The organism is Pseudomonas sp. NS1(2017) (genome assembly GCF_002269425.1).
GTDB lineage: Bacteria > Pseudomonadota > Gammaproteobacteria > Pseudomonadales > Pseudomonadaceae > Aquipseudomonas > Aquipseudomonas reactans.
The window spans coordinates 307,785-329,803 of sequence record NZ_CP022960.1 but is presented as its reverse complement, the minus strand read 5'-3'; the positions used below and the strand labels follow the sequence as shown (position 1 = coordinate 329,803).

At 59.0% G+C, this 22,019-nt stretch carries 16 protein-coding genes and 2 pseudogenes; 17 read left to right on the top strand and 1 reads right to left on the bottom strand.

Annotated features, from left to right (window positions below; translation table 11 throughout):
* Window positions 1–13: 13 nt before the first annotated feature.
* The 5 genes and pseudogenes from CI807_RS31610 to CI807_RS01575 all read left to right on the top strand — a co-directional run.
* Window positions 14–151 (top strand): annotated as a pseudogene (locus CI807_RS31610) (hypothetical protein); the annotation flags it as partial.
* Window positions 146–524 (top strand): annotated as a pseudogene (locus CI807_RS01590) (carbohydrate ABC transporter permease); the annotation flags it as partial. The pseudogenes CI807_RS31610 and CI807_RS01590, both read left to right, overlap by 6 nt.
* A gap of 148 nt (window positions 525–672) precedes the next feature.
* Complete coding sequence (locus CI807_RS01585) at window positions 673–1,773, top strand: ABC transporter ATP-binding protein (RefSeq protein ID WP_016978921.1); 1,101 nt, start codon at window positions 673–675, stop codon at window positions 1,771–1,773.
* Window positions 1,774–1,788: 15 nt separating this feature from the next.
* A complete protein-coding gene (locus tag CI807_RS01580; RefSeq protein ID WP_016968898.1) occupies window positions 1,789–3,291 on the top strand; it encodes a mannitol dehydrogenase family protein in 1,503 nt (500 codons plus the stop codon).
* Window positions 3,292–3,335: 44 nt separating this feature from the next.
* Window positions 3,336–4,244, top strand: a complete 909-nt coding sequence (locus CI807_RS01575) for a carbohydrate kinase (protein ID WP_016978920.1) — start codon at window positions 3,336–3,338, stop codon at window positions 4,242–4,244.
* A gap of 276 nt (window positions 4,245–4,520) precedes the next feature.
* Here CI807_RS01575 and CI807_RS31550 read toward each other — a convergent pair whose 3' ends face one another.
* Entirely contained in the window at window positions 4,521–4,661 is a 141-nt protein-coding gene (locus CI807_RS31550; RefSeq protein ID WP_256346571.1) for a hypothetical protein, read from the bottom strand.
* A 295-nt stretch (window positions 4,662–4,956) separates the two neighbouring features.
* Between CI807_RS31550 and CI807_RS01560 the strand changes: the two genes are divergently transcribed.
* The 12 genes from CI807_RS01560 (at window position 4,957) to CI807_RS01505 (ending at window position 21,906) form a co-directional block, all read left to right on the top strand.
* On the top strand, window positions 4,957–6,441 hold the full coding sequence (locus CI807_RS01560; protein WP_025999948.1) for a sigma-54-dependent Fis family transcriptional regulator: 1,485 nt from the start codon (window positions 4,957–4,959) through the stop codon (window positions 6,439–6,441).
* Window positions 6,442–6,606: 165 nt separating this feature from the next.
* The gene (locus tag CI807_RS01555) at window positions 6,607–7,278 is read left to right on the top strand and encodes a VWA domain-containing protein (RefSeq protein ID WP_016978918.1); all 672 of its coding nucleotides are present in this window, start codon (window positions 6,607–6,609) and stop codon (window positions 7,276–7,278) included.
* Window positions 7,278–7,979 carry a PP2C family serine/threonine-protein phosphatase gene (locus CI807_RS01550; protein ID WP_016978917.1) on the top strand — a complete coding sequence of 234 codons (702 nt, stop codon included), beginning with the start codon at window positions 7,278–7,280 and terminating at the stop codon, window positions 7,977–7,979. The genes CI807_RS01555 and CI807_RS01550 overlap by 1 nt, the downstream gene beginning before the upstream one ends.
* Window positions 7,976–9,370, top strand: coding sequence for a protein kinase (locus tag CI807_RS01545; protein WP_038848920.1), 1,395 nt, complete (start codon window positions 7,976–7,978; stop codon window positions 9,368–9,370). The genes CI807_RS01550 and CI807_RS01545 overlap by 4 nt, the downstream gene beginning before the upstream one ends.
* A 6-nt stretch (window positions 9,371–9,376) precedes the next feature.
* Complete coding sequence (locus CI807_RS01540; RefSeq protein ID WP_016978915.1) at window positions 9,377–12,784, top strand: DEAD/DEAH box helicase; 3,408 nt, start codon at window positions 9,377–9,379, stop codon at window positions 12,782–12,784.
* On the top strand, window positions 12,768–14,261 hold the full coding sequence (locus tag CI807_RS01535; RefSeq protein WP_016978914.1) for a hypothetical protein: 1,494 nt from the start codon (window positions 12,768–12,770) through the stop codon (window positions 14,259–14,261). Before CI807_RS01540 ends, CI807_RS01535 begins: the two co-directional genes overlap by 17 nt.
* Complete coding sequence (locus CI807_RS01530; RefSeq protein WP_235165486.1) at window positions 14,261–16,717, top strand: AAA family ATPase; 2,457 nt, start codon at window positions 14,261–14,263, stop codon at window positions 16,715–16,717. Before CI807_RS01535 ends, CI807_RS01530 begins: the two co-directional genes overlap by 1 nt.
* Entirely contained in the window at window positions 16,714–18,540 is a 1,827-nt protein-coding gene (locus tag CI807_RS01525) for a hypothetical protein (RefSeq protein WP_016978912.1), read from the top strand. The genes CI807_RS01530 and CI807_RS01525 overlap by 4 nt, the downstream gene beginning before the upstream one ends.
* Before the next feature lie 38 nt (window positions 18,541–18,578).
* Window positions 18,579–19,607: a radical SAM protein gene (locus tag CI807_RS01520; protein WP_016978911.1), complete on the top strand. Its 1,029-nt coding sequence runs from the start codon at window positions 18,579–18,581 to the stop codon at window positions 19,605–19,607.
* Complete coding sequence (locus CI807_RS01515; RefSeq protein WP_016978910.1) at window positions 19,604–20,461, top strand: histidinol-phosphatase; 858 nt, start codon at window positions 19,604–19,606, stop codon at window positions 20,459–20,461. Before CI807_RS01520 ends, CI807_RS01515 begins: the two co-directional genes overlap by 4 nt.
* A 5-nt stretch (window positions 20,462–20,466) precedes the next feature.
* Window positions 20,467–21,591, top strand: coding sequence for a hypothetical protein (locus CI807_RS01510; protein WP_085984535.1), 1,125 nt, complete (start codon window positions 20,467–20,469; stop codon window positions 21,589–21,591).
* A 93-nt stretch (window positions 21,592–21,684) separates the two neighbouring features.
* Window positions 21,685–21,906, top strand: coding sequence for a hypothetical protein (locus CI807_RS01505; protein WP_016978908.1), 222 nt, complete (start codon window positions 21,685–21,687; stop codon window positions 21,904–21,906).
* The last annotated feature ends 113 nt before the right edge of the window (window positions 21,907–22,019 follow it).

The following is a 22,019-nucleotide window of genomic DNA, read 5'->3' as shown; positions in this document are numbered from 1 at the left end:
ATGAATATTTCAAATGCCAAAGCTCACCCGGATATTAAGTCGCGTGGCCAAACTTGGCCGGTTTCTGGTCAGTCCCTCGGTGGCCTTGTTGCTGTTGTGGATGATCGTGCCGCTGGGCATGACCCTGTACTTTTCGCTGACCCCCTACGACCCGATCAACCTGCCGATTGTGGTGTGGATGGTTTACACCTACTTCAAGGACATCCTCGAAGCTGCCCCCTGGATTGCGCACACTCTGGCAGGAGATGGTCCGCGTTCTGCTGCCGATTGCCAAGGGCGGCCTGGCCTCCACCGTGTTGCTGTCGCTGATCCTGTGCTGGAACGAGGCATTTTAGTCGCTGAGCCTGACTTCGTTGGCCGTTGCGCCGTTAACTGCGCTGATCGCCTCCAACTCCAGCCCCGAAGACTTGTTCTGGGCCAAGTTGTCCGCCGTGTCGTCCCTGGCTTGCGCGCCGATCCTGAATTTTGGCTGGATCAGCCAGAAACAGCTGGTGCGCGGTTTGTCCTTCGGCGCAGTGAAATAAGCCCGCTGTTCATAAATCCCCTTGTGGGAATGGGCTTGCTCGCAATAGATGTCAATGATAACCCGTTGTCTGAAGGATAGTCGCGAGCAGGCTCGCCCCCACAAAAATCCTGCACGGCGCACCAAATAAGTTCAAATGGAGGCCCACCATGGCCAAACTGAAAATCAAGAATCTGCAAAAACGTTTCGAAGGCTTTTCTATCATCAAGGGCATCGGCCTGGAAGTGACCGACAAGGAGTTTGTGGTCTTCGTCGCCCCCGCGGGCTGCGGCAAGCCCACCCTGTTGCGGCTGATTGCCGGCCTTGAGGAAGTCTGCGGCGGCACCATCGCGCTTGGCCGCGACATCACCGAAGTCAGCCCGGCCAAGCGCGACCTAGCGATGGTGTTCCAGGCCTACGGCCTGTATCCGCACATGAGCGTGCGCAAGAACATGTCCTTTGCCCTCGACCTAGCCGGGGTGCCAAAAGCCGAAGTGTTAAAAAAAGTCAGTGAAGCGGCACGTATTCTCGAACTCGGGCCGATGCTTGAGCTTAAGCCGAAGCAACTGTCCGGTGGCGAGCGGCAACGCGTTGCGATTGGCCGGGCCATCGTGCGCAACCCGAAAATTTTCCTGTTCGATGAACCACTGTCCAGTCTTGACGCCACGCTGCGGGTGCAGATGCACCTTGAACTGCTACGCCTGCACAAGGATTTGCAAGCGACCATGATCTACGTGACCCACGATCAGGTCGAAGCGATGACCATGGCCGATAAGGTAGTGGTGTTCAATGGTGGCAGGATCGAGCAGGTCAGCTTGCGTCTGGATCGTTACCATCAGCCGGCCAACCTGGTCGTCGCCGGTTTTCTCGGCACGCCGAAAAAGGGATTTCTCAAGAGCAGCGTCAGCCTTGTCGAGCGCCAGGGCTGTGAAGTTTTGCTGGATGCCGGCACCCGCATCACATTGCGAGTGAGCTGCGCCAGCCTGAGCGTCAGTGGCGCGGTGACTCAAGGTATTCGCCCGGAGCATTTAGAACTGGCCATGCCTGGTGACTGCACCTTGCAGGTCACTGCCGACGTCGGTGAACATCTGGGCAGCGACACGTTCTGCCACATGCGCACGGCGTCCGGCGAGGCCTTGACCATGCGCGTGCTTGGCGACCTAGCCAGCCGCTACGGCGAAACATTGAGCCTGCATTTGAATGCCGACCACTGCCATTTGTTCGATGGCAACGGCGTGGCTGTTACCCGACCACTGCGCGCTGCCGCCTGATTTCAGGGATCCTGTATGAAACTCACTAAAAAAAACCTCAACCGTTTCGCCCCAGAGGTGATTCTGCCCGCCTACAACCTGAGCGACACCCGTCAGGGCATCGCCCATATCGGCGTCGGCGGCTTCCATCGCGCCCACCAGGCGTATTATACCGATGCGCTGATGAACCTGGGCGAAGGCCTCGAATGGGCAATCTGCGGCGTCGGCCTGCGCGGCGAAGACCGTCGTGCCCACGACCACCTGCACGGCCAGGACTGTCTGTTCACCCTGTTCGAACTGGGAGACAACGACGCCACCGAAGTGCGGGTAATCGGCTCGATTCGCGACATGCTGTTGGCTGAGGACAATGCCCAGGCACTGATCGAAAAACTCGCCGACCCGCAAATCCGCATCGTGTCGCTGACCATTACCGAAGGCGGTTATTGCATCGACGACAGCAACGGCGAATTCATGGCCGATCTGCCGCAGATTCAGCACGACCTGAGCAGCCCGGCGGCCCCGAAAACGGTGTTCGGCTTTCTCTGCGCCGCTCTGGCCAAACGCCGTGCCGCCGGCACGCCAGCCTTCACCTTGATGTCCTGCGATAACCTGCCGCACAACGGCGCCGTGACCCGCAAGGCTTTGCTGGCCTTTGCCGCTTTGCTCGATGCCGATCTAACGGGCTGGATCGCGGCTAACGTCAGCTTCCCCAACGCCATGGTCGACCGCATCACGCCGATGACCAGCGTTGAACATCGCCTGCAACTGGCCGACCAGCACGGTGTTGACGACACCTGGCCGGTGGTTTGTGAACCCTTTGCGCAATGGGTGCTGGAAGACAAGTTCGTCAACGGGCGCCCGGCCTGGGAAAAGGTCGGTGTGCAATTTACCGACGATGTCACGCCTTACGAAGAGATGAAGATCAAGCTGCTCAACGGCAGCCATCTGGCCCTGACGTATCTGGGGTTCCTGAAGGGTTACCGGTTCGTCCATGAGACCATGAATGACTCGCTATTCGTACGCTACATACGCGCTTACATGGAGCTGGATGTGACCCCGCAGTTGGCGCCGGTGCCGGGAATCGACCTGACCGAATACCAGAACACCCTGGTCTCACGCTTCTCCAATCGGGCGATTGCCGATCAGCTGGAGCGGGTGTGTTCGGATGGCTCGTCGAAGCTTCCAAAGTTCACCGTGCCGACCATCAACCGCTTGATTGCCGAGGGCCGGGATACCCGGCGCGCGGCGCTGGTGGTGGCGGCCTGGGCTATGTATTTGAAAGGGGTGGAGGAGAATGGCAATATCTACTTGATTGCGGATCCGCGGGCGGCGTTTTGTCAGGTATTGGTGGCCGATGATGCATTAATCACTCAGCGATTGCTGACAGTTGAGGAGATTTTTGGTGTGCAGATTCCTAACTCTCCCGAGTTCGTGGCGGCGTTTGAATGGTGTTACAACAGCTTGCGGGATGTGGGAGTGACACAGACGTTGGAAAAAGTTCTCACCATTCCCTGCGGTTCTCCAGAACCCATTGTGTAAGGCCAGTCGGCCGAGAAATCTCTTTAATCAGAAAGGAAAGGACGATGGTATTGCCTCGGGCAATCGTATTTGGTGAAGCCCTGACTGACATTGTACAGGGCGTACCCGGACAGTGGCAGGGTTTTTCGGGCGGTGCGCCTTGGAACGTTGCACGAGCGCTCAGTCGCCTGAGTGTCAGCAGCTCCTTTGCAGGGGCCGTCAGTACGGACTCGTTGGGCGACGAGATAGCCCTACAGTCAGAGGTGGCAGGGCTAGATATGCGATTTATACAACGAGTGGACCGAGAGCCCTTGGTCGCCATCGTTCCGTCAAGCCGCCCGCCTAGGTACTTTTTTGCCGGGGATGCCGATCTGTTTTTCGATACGGGCCTGCTGCCGCAAGGTTGGCTTGACCATACCGAAGTTTGTCATTTTGGCTGCATCAGTCTGGCTCGACAGCCATTGGGAGATCGTTTGGTCAGCCTCGCCGAACAGGTGAAACGCGCTGGCAAACGAATTAGCTTTGATCCGAACTGGCGCAATTTGATGGACAGATATTACCGGGAGAGCACTTTCCCAACGATGACCGCCCTGGCTGACATGATCAAGCTGTCCGATGAAGACCTTCGTCACCTCTATCCCGGATTGACCGAACATCAGGCCATGGATGAGTTACGTGCGCTCAACTTTAGGGCGCAGATCCTGTTCACCCGAGGTGCAGACGGAATGATTCTTCATACGTCGGACCGTCAATACGAACAGCCCGCGATTCTTGGGGACGTTGCCGATACTGTGGGGGCGGGCGATGCGAGCATGGCGGGTTGGTTGGCTGCAGATTTGCTGGGAATCACCGATCTGAAGGAGCGTCTGCGTTTTTCAACTGCTTGCGCCTCCCTATCGTGTCGACATACCGGAGCCTATGCACCAACGTTGGCAGAAGTTAAAAATCTACTTACCTCGCTACCCAGTGGCTGAAGAAATGGAAAAGAGGCTGACGTATCGATGCGTATTTCAGCATTACACTAATGTCGAGCAAGCATGTTTCCGTTAGGACGCGTGAAAGAAAATAGTTACAGAGATGCCTATTTCTTGATTCAGTGCTTGCTCTTCAGTTTAATGATCTGTTAGCGCCTACGCCGAATTTCCCCAGTTGCTGAGATTTCACTGACCCAGTCTGACTCCTCGCGAATCCTTGTCTGTGCTGGACTTTTGAAGGTTTGGAGGTGGGGCAGTCTTGTCTCGGCACGTAGGTCAATTCATCGTCGGCGTGAACAGCCCAGCCCGAAGAAGTAAAAGCCTTGCCACCTTGGTGGCGAATTGCAGCTTGTAAATTTCCAGAGCGTCATACCTGTGATAGCCGAGTTTCGCATCTCGAACGAGAAGATTGATCATTTCGTTAATCGACTCTTGCACGTACCTCTGCTTCCAAGGCATTCAAGATTCAAAATCTGGCTGATTGCATAAGCACTGATTGGAGCCGCCTCCATCGTGGTGGAGAGTGCGTGTAGCCTGCCGCATCAGCCTGATGCTAAATCGAAGTAAATAGGATCATGTGGGTGCCTACTAACGGATAGATGTTAAATGGCCACTTTTTAAGTATAAAGGCATTTGATTTGATATCTGGTAGCGATAGTCCTTGATCGTGATGAGGGCCTTCGTTAGCAAAAGGATTTGTTGGAGCTCAGGGATGGTTGCGGTAAAGCATAAGGTTTTGGTCAGTTGGATCGGCGCTAACGATTTGAAAGCGGTGATCGGCGAGGGGGCGGGGCCTGTCTGTTCGGCCCTCGCTGCTGTCGATTTCGATGTCGTCGAACTCTTGTGTGCGTACCCTGCGGAGCAGGTTGAGCGTTATCTTCGCTGGCTCCGCGAGCAAGTCGATATTCCCGTCACGGCCTATGTCGAGCCGTTATCCTCCCCTGTGCATTTCGGCGAGATTTATCACGCGGCCAATCGGCATCTGCAGCGGTTGGTGGGAGAAGGGGCACATCTTTCCATCTTGCTGAGCCCCGGAACACCTGCGATGCAGGCGGTGTGGATCCTGTTGGGCAAGACCCGTTACCCCGCAGTCTTCTATCAATCTTCGTTGGAACAAGGTGTCCAGCAGGTTGATATCCCCTTCGAAATCGCTGCCGAGTATGTTCCAGCGGCCAGCGCAATCAGCGGCAACCAGTTGGCCAAACTGGCTGAGCAGCAAGTGCCGGTGGATGCCGCGTTTGACAGCATTGTCGCGGAAAGTGGTCGCATGCTGGCCATCAAGGCACAGGCCCACGTTCTTGCTGAGAAAGGCGTGCCGGTCCTTATCTATGGAGAGACGGGTACCGGCAAAGAGTTGTTTGCCCGAGCCATCCACAACGCAGGAACGCGCGCTAGCCAGCCGTTCGTAACTGTCAACTGCGGTGCTATTCCCTCTGAACTGGTTGATTCCGTGCTCTTCGGCCACAAAAAAGGTGCGTTTACCGGCGCGATTGCAGATCGGCTTGGGGTGTTCGAACAGGCTCATGGCGGGACGCTATTTCTTGATGAGTTCGGTGAACTGACCTTGGCCGTGCAGGTGCGGCTATTGCGTGTACTGCAAGAGGGCACATTCACGCCGGTCGGTGCCAGTCGTGAAGTGCAGGTGAATGTGCGCCTGATCACCGCCACTCACCGCAATCTGATGGCAGACGTCGCACATGGCAGTTTCCGTGAGGACCTGTTTTATCGCATCGCTGTAGGTGTCCTGCATCTGCCGGCGCTGCGCGAGCGCGAGGGTGACCTGCGGCTCTTGACCGATGCGCTGCTGGCCGGTATCGGCAGCCAAGATCCCAGCCTGAAGGAAAAAAAGGTTTCGCTGGAGGCCAGGGAACTCATCCAACGGCACCCGTGGCGCGGCAACGTTAGGGAGTTACACGCCACCTTGCTGCGCGCTGCGCTCTGGTGCCAGGACTCGCTGATTACCCGGGGCGATATTGACCAGGCGTTGTTCAAACTGCCGGCGCAGGACAACGACCTGATGACGATGGATGTGTCCCAAGGGGTGGACATCAACCACATCATTTCCAAAGTCGTGAGCCACTACGTGCGTGGCGCATTGGCCTCAACGGGCCAGAACAAAACCCGAGCCGCCTTGCTCCTGGGGCTCAAGAGCCAGCAGACCCTGAGCAAGTGGATCGAAAAGCACTGTGTCGAATAACAAGCGAGGGTAAGAAAAATTACTTTGAAGTAATGAATATTATTTTTTTCGGGCGTTATTGATCCTTGCATTTCGTAACTTATTGTTTTTAAAGAAATAAATTATTCTGGCACGAAGCTCGCTATAACCAGGACGTCACTTACTGATTACCAAGGAACCGTTGAAATGTCAGAGCTCAAGAAATTCCAGATCCAAGCTGCCCGTCCTTTGCCTGTGATTGTGCTGGCGGACACCAGTGGCAGCATGTCGGAGGGCGGCAAGATCGAGGCGTTGAACAGCGCGCTCCAGGACATGATCGCCACCTTTGCCCATGAAAGCCGCCTGCGCGCTGAAATCCAGGTGAGCGTGATCACCTTTGGCGGCAGCAGCGCAGAGTTGAACCTGCCCTTGACCCCGGCCCATCAAATCCAAAGTTTCAGCCAGCTCACGGCGGATGGCGCCACGCCCTTGGGCGGCGCATTGCGCCTGGCCAGCCAACTGATCGAAGACAAAGACATCGTGCCGTCCCGCGCCTACAAACCGGTGATTGTGTTGGTCTCCGATGGTTACCCCAATGACGAGTGGGAGACGCCTTTTGCGCAATTGCAAAATGGTGAGCGCTCCTCCAAGGCCACGCGCTTCGCCATGGGCATCGGTGCCGATGCAGATGTGAGCATGCTGGCCGACTTCGCCAATGATCAGGAAGCGCCGCTGTTTCAAGCCTCTGAGGCACGGGATATTCATCGCTTCTTCCGTGCCGTGACCATGAGCGTCAGCGCCCTTAGCCAGTCGTCGACCCCCAATCAAACGCTCCCGTTGGAGCTGCCGTCTGCCGATGATCAAGACTGGGAATTCTGATGCGCCTGGCAGCGTCTGGTGCCAAGGTCATCGGGCCGGGGCACCTGCAGGACGGCGTGGTCAACCAGGATGCCATGGGGGTCTATGGCGTGCGTCAGGGGTGGTGCATCGCGGTCTGTGACGGCCTGGGCAGCCGGCGCCTGAGCCACATCGGCTCCAGCAAGGCGGTACGCCTGGTCAAGCAACATACCAGGCAGGCCTTCGCCGTTTCTGCACAAAAACTGGGCCAGGCCATTCGCTTGTCCTGGCTTGAGCATTTCGGCACCCGCTATCGCGATTACGAAACCACCTGCCTGTGGGCTCGGGTCGATGCCCGCGGCCGTGGGCAGGCCGGGCAGATAGGGGATGGGCTGCTGCTGCTCAAGAGCCGAGGTGCCTTCCGGGTGATCAGCGCGGCGCGCCAGGGGTTCGGCAACCAGACCGACACCCTGGCCCAGGCAGGCGAGGGGCTGTGGCAGACTTGCGAGTTCGAATTGGTACTGCCCGGCGATGGCGTGCTGCTGATGACGGACGGCATCAGTGACGATCTGATCCCCGAGCAGTTGGAACCCTTTTTCGATGTGATTTACCGCCGCCTTGCGCGCAGCAACAGACGCCGCATGCGCACCTGGCTGGAGCGAGAAATGCACGCCTGGTCCACGCCACTTCACGGTGATGACAAGAGCATCGCCGGTATCTTTCGAACGGATCACAAACAATGACCGCTACCCAGCGCAGTACCAAGCATGTCCTGGATGAAAAGGGCACTCGCTACGACTTGTTGAGCGAGATGAGCCGTGGCGGGCAAGGTGTGGTGTATCGCACACAATTGCCCACTGTCCTGGTCAAGGGCTTTATCCATACTGACCTCGATGCCAAGCAACGCTGGCATCGTCATATGGCATGGTTGATCCGCCAGGACCTCAGCGACCTGAAACTGGCGCGACCGCTGGCACTGCTCAAGCCGCCGCGCTTTGGCTATGTCATGGAGCTGATGGACGGGCTGGTTCCATTGCAAAGCCTGTTGGACAGTTTTGTCGCCGCCGAGGACGATGCCGCCAGTGATTACCTGGCCCAGGGCGGCCTGCGTCGGCGGGTGCGTATTCTGTGCCAGTTGGCCAGGACCTTGAACCAGCTGCATGGGCGCGGCATGCTCTACGGCGACCTGTCCCCGGCCAATATTTTTGTGTCGGATGATCCCGGGTTTGCCGAAACCTGGCTGATCGACTGCGACAACATCAGCCTGCAGGCCCACAGCGGCCTGACCCTTCACACCCCCGACTATGGCGCGCCGGAAGTGGTGCGCGGCGAGGCCATGCTGTCGAGCCTGACGGACTGCTGGAGCTTTGCCGTCATCGCCTATCGCGTGTTGACCCACAACCATCCCTTTAAGGGCGAACTGGTCGAACTGGGTGAGCCGGAGGAAGAGGACGCGGCACTGCGAGGGGAGCATCCATGGATCAATGATTCGGATGACCCCGACAATGCCTGCTTTGCCAACCTGCCGTTGCAATTGGCCGAACACAGCCGCTTGCCCGCGCTGTTCAGTCGCTGCTTCGAGCAGGGCAAGCAAGATGCAATCGCCCGCCCGGGTATCGCCGAATGGTTGGAAGCCCTGGTGGAGATCGACGAACGCATGGTTGAGTGCGCCGAATGCACCTCCACCTCGTTGATGCCGGGCACTGGCGTTGACCCTGCGCACATGGCCTGCTTTTTTTGCGATGCACCGGTCGACGCCAACCTGGTGGTGTTCGAGGAGTTCATCTGCCTGGCGCCGGAAGAAAGGGACGCCGAACTGCCTGACCACCGCATCGCCACCGGTCGCCGTGTGTACCTGCAACCGGGGGCAAACCAAGAGCTCAAGCGGTTGTTACCCTCGTTCAGTTATGACCGTTGGCCCACCGACCATGTACGCCTCGAATACACCGGCAAGGGCCTGGGGATCCACCAGTTGCCAGACGGCGAGCTGTACCTGCAAGGCGAGGGCGATCCCAAGCAACTCGGGGAATTCCAGGGGCTCAAGGCGGCACGTCGTGGCCAGTATGACCAGCCGTACCAGTTGCATATCGGCCCTCCCGGGGAAACCCATGTCGTCTGGCAATTCCGGTGGTGATGAACGATGAACCTTCAAGAATTCCCATTGTTTTGCGCGGATGTGTTGAGCCTCTCGACGACTGAGGAAACCCAGTCCTTGCGCGTGAACGAAGCGATCACCGTTCAGCGCTACCAGGATGATTGGCTGGTGGTGCAGGGCGACGAACGTATCGTGGTGACCTGCAATCCGTCGCAAAGCACCCTGTTCGGCCCTTTGGCGTCACGGGACCAGGTGCGCTGGATGCTGGCAGCGTGCAAAAAAAACCGATTGCAGGTGCAGTACTGCGCACCTGCCGATGTATCGGCCATGAACCTAGAGTTCAGGGTCGACGGGCTGATTGCCGACAGCCTGTATACCCATCAGGAAATCGGCCAGAACGATGTCGAACAGGCCTGCCAGTGGATGCAGGAGCAGTTTGTGGTCAAAGGTGCGCTCGAAGGTGATTGGCTGGCCCTTTCGCGCTTCAACAACACCGCAGCCAAGGGCAGCTTCCAGGTGTTGGGCATGGGGTGGCGCGCCGATATCGAGCGCACCGCCGACGGTGCGCTGCTGGTAAAACGCGTGGCTCGCCATGTGCGGCGCAGCGATTCGTTTTCGTTACTGGTGGGTGACTTTGCCTTTCGGGACGCGTCGGTCGCGGCGCAGCTCAATAGCCCTGCCCAGCAAGTGTTGCTCAACGCTATGCTGCGCGACAATGCGGGCTACCTGGAATTGTGGAACCTGTACAACGACAAGGAGTGGCAACGCGCGCTGCAACAGGCCCAGACCCTCAAGGCGTTGCGGTTTGTGCGCTATGAAAGTTTTCAGAACGGGCGAGAAAACGCCTGGCGCTTGTGGCCCAAGTCCCCAGAGGCTTACCAACTATTCTGCGAGCGTCACAAGGGCCTGGACTTGTCCCGCGATACCCAGTTCGACCTGGGGGACGCGCCGCCGGACTGGTCGGAAGAATTGAGCAATGAAGCGCCGTCCGCCTCGTTTGCCCCGACACCCCGTGGGCGGATCCGCTTTGAAGCACAGTGTCTGGTGTTCACGCCGGTGTCGACCCATAACGACGTTAAACCCAAGAGCCCCGAGGGCTGGCTGTACCTGTCCGTTGCCGGTAACCGCACCGTTGGCAAGCGACGCCTTATCGCCAAGCAGTCCATTGATTCCGGCAGGCGCTTGCCGTCACTCAGGTGGTTGCTCGAAGGTTTGGCCATACCGGCGGAGCGGCGCCGCACGCTCAAGGGCCTGACAGCCTACGCCAACGAGTCGTTTAAAGGTGGCCAACCCACAGACAAACAGATCGATGCGTTGGACAAGGCACTCAATACGCCGGAACTGGCGATCATCATCGGCCCTCCCGGTACCGGCAAGACCCAGGTGATCGCAGCCTTGCAGCGCAGGCTGGCGGAAGAAACGCGCGAGCAGAACATTGCCGGGCAGGTTCTGATCAGCAGCTTTCAGCATGATGCCGTGGATAACGCCCTGGAGCGCAGCGACGTGTTCAAGTTGCCGGCCACACGCATCGGCGGCAAGCGTCGAGATGTTGAAGAAGACAATCGCATCGATCCCTGGCTTGAACGCCAAGTCGAGCATGTCCAGGGCAAAATTGCCCAGGAGTACGAACGCTATCCGGAATTGGAGCCCGTCAGCCGCCTGTCACAGGCCTTGTTGATGACCCGTGTCTCAAACCTTTCACCAGCAGAACGGGCCGATGCATTCAAGGACATGTTGGCGACGGCCCGTTCACTGGTGCAACACGGCCTGCTCCTGCCGGCGCGCTTGGAACAGGCGTTGCAGGACTATATCGATCAGATCAACCCTCTGCCTCGCGGACGCGGCGCCGACGCAGTCGACAGCGCAACCCTGCGCCGCATTCGCGCCCTGCGGGTTAAGCCTGGCGCCTTCAGTGATGACGGTGCCGACCGTGCGTGGGACTTGCTCAGTTGGTTGAAGCGCCACGATGTAGCGCTCGGTGAGGGAATGCGCGAGCTGCTGGAGCAAGCCGCCGATTGCCGGCAGGCCTCGCAGGATTTATTGCAGCGCCTGGCCGAGGGCAAGAACCGCTTGTTGGATCGCTTCCTGCCGGATTACCGACCTGCGCAACTCAAGCACCAACTCGATGCCCTGGGCGTCAGCTTGATCGACCAATTGGAACAGCATCTGCAAGACAAGATTTCCCAGCGCAAGCTGGGGGTGGCCTGGGTACTGGAGCAACTGGCTGGCAGTTTGGAAATGGACCGTGCCGCCGCCGTGGCGGCGGCCCAGGAATACTCCATGGTGGTGGGCGCCACCTGCCAGCAGGCGGCCGGACGCCAGATGGCCAGCCTCAAGGCCGTGTCAGACCTGGACAGCATGGACATCGAGTTCGACACCGTCATCGTTGATGAGGCCGCGCGTGCCAACCCGCTGGACCTGTTCGTGCCCATGGCCATGGCCAAGCGGCGCATCGTGCTGGTCGGCGATGACCGCCAGTTGCCGCACATGCTGGAGCCAGAAGTCGAGAGCCAGTTGCAGGAGGAGCATGCACTCACAGCGTTGCAGCTGGAGGCCTTGCGCTCGAGTCTTTTCCAGAGGATGCGCCTGATGTTGCAGGACCTGGAGAAAAAAGACGGCATTCGCCGCGTGGTGATGCTCGACACACAGTTTCGCATGCACCGCGTGCTGGGGGATTTTGTCAGTGCACAGTTTTATGAAAAAGTCGGGTTAGAGGCGGTCAAGACCACGCGCAAGGATGATGATTTTGCGTTTGCGCCGGACTTTATCCGGGCCTTGGGCAACGACGGTGGGCATTACGAAAACAAGGTCTGCCAGTGGATCGATGTGCCGGCCAGCGCGGGCCTTGCGCAACGTCTGGGAGGGACTAGCCCCATGCGCGAGACCGAAGCCGAGCGGGTCGTGGAAGAGGTTAAGCGTTTGATGATCGCGGGCGGTGAAGCCCTCTCCGTGGGGGTGATCACGTTTTATGCCGCACAGCGTGACCTGATCATGGAAAAACTGACCCAGGTGCAGATCGATGGTGTGCCCTTGATGGAACGCAAGAGCACCGGCATCGAGCCCCATGAGCAATTCAAGTGGGCGAAAAAAGTCCGCAGTGATGGGTCTGAGTACTCAGAAGAGCGGCTGCGGGTTGGTTCGGTGGATGCCTTCCAGGGCAAGGAGTTTGATGTGGTGCTGTTGTCCTGTGTACGCACCGGCCCGCAAGGTCGGCGCGGGCCGGCCGGGCGTGCCGAAGATAGCCCGGAGAAGTCCCGGGAGACCCTGCTCAATGAGCAATACGGCTTCCTGCGGTTACCCAACCGGATGAACGTGGCCATGAGTCGCCAGCGCCAGATGCTGATCTGCGTCGGTGATGCGGCACTGGCGACCCATGTCGATGCAGAGGAAGCCGTGCCTGCCCTGGTGGCGCTGCACCAACTCTGTGGAGGTGCGCATGGCAGCCTTCGGTGAATCCGGAACCTACCTCAAGTTCGGCGAAAGGCCCCACGGCAGCGCTCGTGCCGTGTTGTGGCCGGTATGGGTGCATCGGGTGCTGTACCCCGAAGTCACGCGTGCACGGTTGAACCTGTTCCAACGTGCCGTATTGGGCCTGATCAGGGCCCAAGTGGTGCGGGCAGAGGCGATTGCCGAGCTGACCAACCTGCATGAAGACCTGGTCAAGCTGATCCTCGCCCAAGCCGTCAGCAATGGCTGGCTGGTGACCCGTGCGGATGCCGTTACCCCTAAGGGCTTGCGCATGCTGCTGGACGAGGAGGAGGCCAGTGCCAATCTCAAATCCGGGTACCTCTTCCAGGACGCGCTCGGCGGTGAACTGTGGCCGCGCTTCGAGGCACAGCTCAAGGACATCGTCCCGACCGAAACACGTGGACAGTTCCCGGTCTTTGCCCTGAACAGGAAAACCGGTCAAACGACTGCACCTTTTCTGCTTCTGCCCAACCAGCGTGTGCAGCCGGCCTGCAGCACGCCAGCGTTGATGAAAGCCTATCGGGATTATCGCGAGGACTACCGGGCAACGCTGCAGCTGTATGGCAAGGCCGACCTGCCCGAGCAGATAAAGCTGCAAGGGGTGGAGCGCCAGGACGCCCAGGCCCGACTCGCTCATGTACTGGTGTGGATTACGCCAGACCCGGATGGTGGGCAGTTGTGGGCAATCAGGGACCCGTTCGACCTGCGTGACCAGGCCTGGTGGATGGACAGCCGCTTGTTACCGTTGGTGAAGGCAAACCAGGGGCTGCTCAAGTACCTGTCCAGCCTGGTGGAGGCACCTCGCGGCGACGAGCAGAGCGTCGAACAGTGGCTGGCCGATCTGCAAAAGCAGGCGGATCTTCGGGTGTTAACCGAGTTTCCCTGGGTCGAGCGCCAGACGGATATCAAGCGTTACCTGGCAGCGCTGCTGTCCCGCCAGGAAAAACTGGCCCAGGGCGATACCGCCGAGAATGAGCTTGAAGCGGCCATGACCGAGTGCCAGAAGCTGTTGGAGGTGGTGATGCAATGGCTGATCGGCACGTTCCCGGTCGATCCTGCCCTGATGCCCAGGGGAGAGCAGCGTGCTGACTATCGCGTCACTCGCCAAATCCTGACGTCGTTTCGGTTGCCCGCGTTCAACGCCGAGGTCGTTGGGCAATTGGCCCGGCAAAAATTGGATCAGGTCATCTCGGCGTGCTCCAGCCCCAGCAGCTCCCTAAAGGCACTGCTCTTTGCCGCCGGTTGGGGCGCCAGCAGCCATGCCGGGCATCCCTTCAAGACGCTGACCGAAGAGCAGCTGCAACTCGAACAGCTCCTGGCGCTGGCCACCCTGCGTAACCAGGGCAGCCACGCCCACAGCAAATTTACCGGCAAGAAAGTCACCCCCGTGACCGTGCCGATGGCGCAACAACATATTCAATACGCCCTGGGCTTTACCGAACGTTTCAAGGAATGGATGTAATGGCCAAAAATAATCGTAACGCCCCTTACAGCGCCCCGATAGGCGGCGCATCCGCACCAGCCAAGACTGCCAATCGCGTGCAATTGGAGAAGCAGGTGCCAATGTGGAGCGCCTCCTTCGGGAATGCCTCCAAGCTGTATTCCGGTGTGTCCCTGGCCCCTGATTTTTCGGTGGATGAAGCCTTCTTGAGCAAGCTGGTCGCCCACATCAGCGATGACGACAGCAAGGCGTTTTCGACCTGGATCGAGCGCTTCGCCCAGTTCTGTAAGGACCTGGGCAAGCGCGCAGATACACTGCTCGAAGAGTATGAGGAGCGCTGGGAACTGACCAACCAGGCCGGCCGGGAATGTGATGCGCGGATGCAACAGCTGGATGAACGTCAGGCCGTCCTTGAGGTACAGCATGAGGCCCAGGCTCTTCGCCAGGCCGAGTTTGAACGCGTGCGGCAGCGACAGGCGCAAGCCGATGGCGAATTGGCGCAGCGCGAGCGTGAGGTCAAGCTGCGTGAGGTCAACGCCGAGGCCGGGTTTGCCGAGCAGAACCGCCTGGCGCTGGTGGTCCTCGAAGAGCGCCAGCGCATGTTGGGCGAACAGCATGACAGCGAAATTGGGCTGCTTCAGGAAGAAAAACAGGCCCTGAACCAGGAATTGCGCCAGCTCGCCAGGCAGCTCGCCGATGTGAAATTCCGTTGCACTGAAGCCGAGGCTGCCCGTGCCGATGTGTTGGATACCCGTGAAGATGCGCTTGCACAACGCGAGCAGCAGGTGGAGGACCGCACGCGCCGCCTGGACCGGGAGTGGGCCGCCGTCAAGGAGGCCAAGGCGACCCAGCAGGATCAGGTTGCGCGCGAGATGGAGCAGGAGCGCAACGGCTTCGCACGCGAGGTGGAACGCGTGGAAACGCGCGAGCGCAAGGCCTGGGCAATGGTGGATAAGAGTGCAAACGAGCTGTCCGAGTTGCAGTTGTTGAAAGCTCAGTTGGGGGATCAGTCGGCGACGGTCCTGCTTGACGAACTGAGTGCACTGCGTGAAGACAACAGGGCGCTGCTTACCCGGCTGGAACAATCCGATGCCGCAGAGCTGCAGGGCGAAAACGATAAACTTCGCCAGCATGTGGCGGACCTGGGCATGCAGATTGCCGACATCATGCCCAAATACGAGAAGGCCAATCGCGAAGTTGGCATGACGCGTGTCGCGGCCACTGACCTTGAATGGAGCGAGCGAAAAAGACGCGTGCTGGAGACTCATGCAACCGTCCTGGACGCCAGGATAAATGACCTGGCCACCACCGTTGAGCAACTGACCAACGCACAGAAAACCCAGACGCCATTCCCTGCCATGTCCTTGATGGACACCCACAAGGACTACCGTGCTGGCGCTGAGTTGGAGGAGGTGCAGGACCTCGGGCCGTTCGCGGTTGAATTGCAGCACCGCATCGCCACTGCAGAAGCCTCGGTCAAACTGTTCTATCCCATTGAAGACATCCGGGTGTTGTTGGGCGGCTTGGCCATGAGCCAGCTTCATGTGTTCCAGGGCATTAGCGGCACAGGCAAAACTAGCTTGGCCAAGGCGTTCGCCAAGGCCATGGGCGGCTTCTGCACGGATATCGCCGTACAAGCGGGTTGGCGTGACCGGGATGACCTGCTGGGCCATTACAACGCCTTTGAGCGGCGTTTCTATGAGAAGGATTGTCTGCAAGCCTTGTACAAGGCGCAGACCCCTCGCTGGGACGACGCCTGCAACGTGGTGCTGTTGGACGAGATGAACCTGTCCAGGCCCGAGCAGTATTTCTCCGAGTTCCTTTCGGCGCTGGAGAAGAATGATCCAAGGGAGCGCCTGATCAGTCTGTCGGAAGTCGCGCTGTCGGGTGCGCCGCTCAACCTCAAGAACGGCCGGAAAATACTGGTGCCGAATAACGTCTGGTTTATCGGTACCGCCAACCATGATGAATCCACCAGCGAGTTGGCCGACAAGACCTACGACCGTGCCCACGTGATGACCCTGCCCAAGCAGGATGCGGGGTTTGTCATCCAGCCTTACGAGAAGAAGCGGTACTCATTCTTTTCGTTGCAAAAAGCCTTCAATCGGGCGTGCTTGCTCCATGAGATGCCTGTAAAGGACCTGCTCGGTAGGCTGACCCGCGATGAATTTACCCAGCAACTGGCCAGCCATTTTGACCTAGGTTGGGGCAACCGCTTTGAGAAACAGGCACTGCGGTTTATTCCGGTCATGCTGGAGACCGGAGCGAGTGAGGGGCAGGCCCTCGACCATCTGCTGTCCACCCGTGTGATGCGCAAGGGCAAGGTGACTGGGCGCTATGACGTTGGCACCACAGATGTAACGGAGTTGATGAGCGCGCTTGAAAGCTTCTGGATCAAGGCGAACCTCAAGGGCGACCCGGTCAAATCCCTGGACCTGCTGACGGCGGACATCAAACGCCGGGAAGGGCATCGTTGAACTGGTTTGACCGACTGCTGGGCGAGCCCGTGGCCACGCTGCCCGGTCTGGTCGAGCCCGGGCGCTTCTGCTGGGCCGGCAAATCCGGCGTGACGATCAACGGCCACACCCTACTGCGGCAAGACATCCTGGTGCCCGATGGCAGCGACCGCTGCCTGCTGGACGAAGCGCTGCATGGGTTCGTGCCGTCGAACGCCCTGCTGTCTCCTCAGGCCGAGCTGTTTGCCAGTGCGCTTGAGTCCCTAGATCCAGAGTTTTCGCGGCAGGCAACCTTGAGGTCGCCGTTGATGCCGGCCGAGGTGATCAATGAGCAAAGCCATCTGTTGCCGTTCGAGGTGTCGCTGCTGGACGTGATCAGCAAGGGCCACTTGCACCAGGTATCACTGCGCCCGCGCCTGGATCTTCACTACGAAAATGAGGTCACGGATGTAGCCCGAGCCAAGCGCATGGCCAAAGGCGCGCTGGTGCACCTGGCGTCTCACTCGGAGTGCTGGCAGCGGCAAACCTTGAGCGGTGTCATCCCAAGGAAAGTGTTGGCGCGTTTCAGCGAGGACGACTACAACACTTACGAAAACCGTGTGTATGCGCGCCTGCTGGACCGTATCGAGCGGCATCTGTGGCGACGCATCGCGACCTTGGAGCAGATCCAGGGCACCCTGAGCAAGGCGCTGGAATTCTATGGGGCCGATGGCCTTGATCATCGCCTGGCCATTGCCATTTGCGCACTCTGGGGGCAAACCTTCAGTAACCAGGAAATGACCAGCGAAGCTTCACATTTACTGGGTGAAACCCTGCGGCAATTGAAGGCGGCCTCCAAGGCGATAGCCGGATTGAAACAGACTGGGTTGTATCCGCTGGTGCCTCGGTCGGCGCAAGCCAGCGGTGGCCTGCACTTGACCAATATCCTCAGTCACGACGCGCACTATCGTCATGTGGCGGTCTTGTGGGAGGAACTACGCAAGGTACAGGGGCGTGCAGGCAAGCCCCCCCAGGAGCGCCTTCAGCAAAATCGCCAGTTGGCGAGTGCTTACTCACGCTATGCGGGGCTAATGTTGCGCCACGCCCTGGCCCCTTACCTGGATGGCAAGGATGAGGCGCAATGGGCGGGACGAACCCTGAGCCTTCGCAGTTCAGGCCTGGAGTGGGAACTGGTGAGTTCCATCCTGGGTACGGACGCCAAGGTGTTGCTGACGGTGGTGCCCTGGTTCAGCTTTACCGACCGCCCGGACCATACTCCTGGCCTGCCCCAGAGGGTCATTGCCTGGCCCGCATTGGGGCAGGTGAACAACGAGGCGGCGCTGGAGGCGGGTTGGATAGCGCTTTCGCCCTTTGATCTCTACGGCGTGGAGCGCTTTGGCCATCTGGTTGATGCGATTCTCTGGCAGCCGCTGCTGCAGGCCTATGGCACGCCGATTACCAAGGTGCCGGGCACCGTGATGCGCGGGGCGGGGGGAGCGATGAGCGCCATCAGCCTGGAGATGGGATCGGCCCAGATGGTGCTTCGCGAGGTCTTGTCGGAAAAACACCTGGCCCAGTTGCAACAGGCACTGACCGCTGCGAACGCCGGTCAGCAGGCCGAGGCCCTGGGGCTGCGTCAGCAGGAACTCGTGGCGCTGCAGGCCTGCCCGGTCTGCGGGTCGTCCGTGCGGCTGGTATTCCAGCAGCCGGCCGGCTTCAAGGCCAACTGTGGCGACTGTGCAACCGAGCGCTACCTGCGCCACCAGGCAAGCCAGTGGGTGTATGAGCAGAAACTCAACGCAGAGATAGATTTCCGCAAGGTCGGGCGCCGGGCGACACACATCCAGGGGCCACGGCGCCCTTGACTTCATTTTGCTCTTCGTACGTATAAGGCAATTCAGGCATGGATCTGCAAGGTCATCTCCTTTACATCGACATCACCCAGATATGCGGAATCGGCTGTGCATTCTGCATGTATGCCGACAAGCACAAGACCGGCATCGGCATGGAGCTTTCGACGCTCGCCCGGGAGAACCTAGCGGCCCTAATCAATGCCCCGCAGGTCAAGCGCATCTCTATCAGCGGGGAAGGCGAGCCGCTCAATAACATCAAGGTATTCCACGAAATCCTGCACCTTTCTAATGGTGGGAAGGCGTTCGAGTTCATCACCAGCGGGTTCTTTCCCCATGACAAAATGCTCGATTTTTATGACACCACCGTCCAGATCGTGTTGAGCCACGGCGACACCTGCAACATCCGCTTGAGCGCCGACAGTCACCACATCGAGAAAGTCAAATGGCGCGCCCATGGGCTGAGTCTGGATTACCTGCGCACGCGGCGTCCGGGGGGCTTGAGCTTTTCGTTTCGCTCCATCGACACGGACCGGGTATTCACCCGTGACTTTCTGGTCGCCGAATTGGCGCGCTGGGGTATTCACGCAACCATTGAACCCTGCAATGCGCTGGAGGATGTGTTGAAGGTGGACGGCGAATCATTCGGCATCGACTACAAAAACCTCGTCCATCCCGCGCCAGGCACACCCGAAGGCTATCTGGATCTGCTCGACTACATCCAGGCCATCGAGATCAAGGTCAAAAAGCGCTTTACCTTTGGCAGCCTGAACAAACCGCCGCTTGCCAATGGCATGGACCTGACGGTCAAGCCCAACGGTGATTTATATCTCTACGGTATCGAGAATCAGCGTCTGGGCAACATCCATTTTGATCACGTACGCTGGGAGCACCTCGCCAGCCATATCAGTGAAACCCCTTTGGCCCGGGCGCTGTATACCCAGCCGCTGACCGACCTGCTGGCACGGTTTGATGACCGCGAGTTGGTGCAGGCGATTATGGCGAAAGCGAACAACCCTTACTGGCTGGTCAAGGAGTTGGCGAACCATGATGGCCTGCTTGAACAGATGGTGTGCCCATGATCGACTCCCACAGCCATACCTTCTATTCCAAACATGCCATTGGCACGGTCGACGAACTTGTCCGGGCTTCAATCAAAGCCGGTGTGAGGGTATTGACCATCACCGACCACGCACCTTTTCCGGTGGACTCCGATAACCGTCTGCTGGAGTCCGAACTCGACAGTTACTTTGCCGATATCCAGCGGGCGCAGGCGGCGTACCGGGGTGAAATCAAGATCTTGCGTGGCCTTGAGTTCGACTATATGCCGGGCTCCGATATCTATAACCGGGCCTTGCTGGCGCGCCACGAACTGGACTTTGTGATTGGCTCCATTCACTACGTCGAAGTGCCCGGCGAACCAATGGTAAAGGTGTGGGAGCTGCCGCGCCTGGCTGCCCAAAACTTCCTGGATCGTTATTTCGCGGACCTGGAAGCACTGCTGAGGAGCGGCCTGTTTGATGCCGTGGGGCATGCGGACACCCTGTTGCGCGGTGTCGACGAAGAGGTCGTACTGCGCCATTTCGAGCCTTTACTGCCGCTGTTTGCGCGCAACGGCGTGGCGTATGAGCTAAACGCTTCGGGCATTCGCAAATCGAGCCTGGACAACGCATCGGGGCGTGAGGTGCATGGGCGCTGGTCCTATCCGTCGCGCGCCCTGTTGCCTCACCTGATCGAGCACCAGGCGGCGTTCACCGTCGGCTCTGATACCCATGACCCGCGAGATGCCGGTGCTGGCATCCGTGAACTACTCCAGAGCCTGCAACCGCTTGGCTTACAGAGCATTTGCTACTACGAGAGCCGCCGCCGAGTCGATGTCCCCCTGGGAACCTTGACTGCGACCGTGGCTATTTCCGATGGATTGATTCAACCGTGAACATGATGACCGAAGCACCGCTCCCGACCTGCTGGCGTGAGATCGCCAGCGCTCCCGTAGAAACCCAGTTGGGTCAGTTTGAACAGGCGCTGGCATCGACCCGCTTCGAGGATGCGAAACGGGGTTTTCGCGCTTTCGCTGCCGACCTGCTGGCCCGCGGGCTGATCAGCATGCCCCGCTATGTCTCGGTACTTGGCGGTCATGCTTTGCACTGCCTGACGCAGGATGGCGCGGGCTCGTTCCGCGACATGACGACCGGGGCGGATGCCTCGGCGCTGGTGGCGATCTACAGCCGCGCCAAGTATGGAAGCATTGAGGATATTCGCCACCTGGCCTGGTTGGTCATTGACTACTGGTGCACGCAATTGGACGACCCCTACTCCCATTGGGCCCGGCTGTTTCTCAACGCCAAGGCCAGTGGTGACAACGTGGTGTTGATGACCACCGGCTGGCGCAACGTGCCGTCCACGGCGAACGTGCTCTATGAGATCGTGGTCAGCGAGATCAATGTCAAACTGGCTCATATGCATTTGCCCACGATCATCAACGTCAAGCTTCCACGGATCGCGCCGCCTTGTGAGAACTACGCCAGCTTGAGCACCGAAGAACGTGAACGCGTCAACCTGGTCCAGGACCATGTCATCCCCGCAGAGAACTTCTACCGCTGGAGTGGGGTGCATGTGATCTTTGGCGACGATGTATTGGTAACCGGTTCGACGGCGGACAAGGTGCTCTACGAGTCCATGCTCAGTGGCGCGAAGTCGTTTCAGTCGATTTACCCGGTGGCAATTGACCCACGGGTGGCGCTCGGGGACGCCAAGGTCGAGGAGCGGCTAAATAAAGTCGTGATTACCCACCTGCTCGATGACACCCTCGCTGCGCTGCTTTCTGCGCCGGATTACCAGCCGATCCTGCGTACGCTGCGTCTGGTGTTTTCCAGCGATAATTTCGCTGGTTTGGCCGCGTTCTTACCAAGGGTGCCCGCCCGCAATTGGCTGCGCCTGTACACGTCCGCGCTGGGCAATGAGTTTCTCGCACAGCCCGAGTGCACGCCGTCGTTGCTCATACTCAAACGCTATCTTGTCGACGCCGGGCTATTGAGGCCCGATGGTATGGCGGTCTGGGGTTGAGCGGCAGCGAGGTGGAGGACATCCGTTTTGTGAGCTATTGGGAGACGGCACCGGGGCATCGCGCTCAGAAGAAACGTTAAGGAAAGAAGGGCCATGAGCGTTAACAATAACGAATTTTGCGATCTTTCCCACAAGGAAATTCGCGCTTTGCAGATCCCGGATACGGTCGCGGGCTTCTTGCTCTCGCCGTTCCACCTGAACGAGCGCGATGGTTACATTCTGGTGCCCACAGAGGCATTCAAAGAAATGATTGACCTCATCACTGCGCACGCCCAGCTGATCCACGCCGAGGCGCTGGCTCAGACGTCCAATTAACTCGGAAAACGCCCAGGTACGCCCAAGCCCAGCCATGTGCTGGGCCGAAGCCGTAGGAGAGGGACGCTTTTCGCTCCCCTGGGCCGAGTAGGGAAACATGAAACGAATTTTGG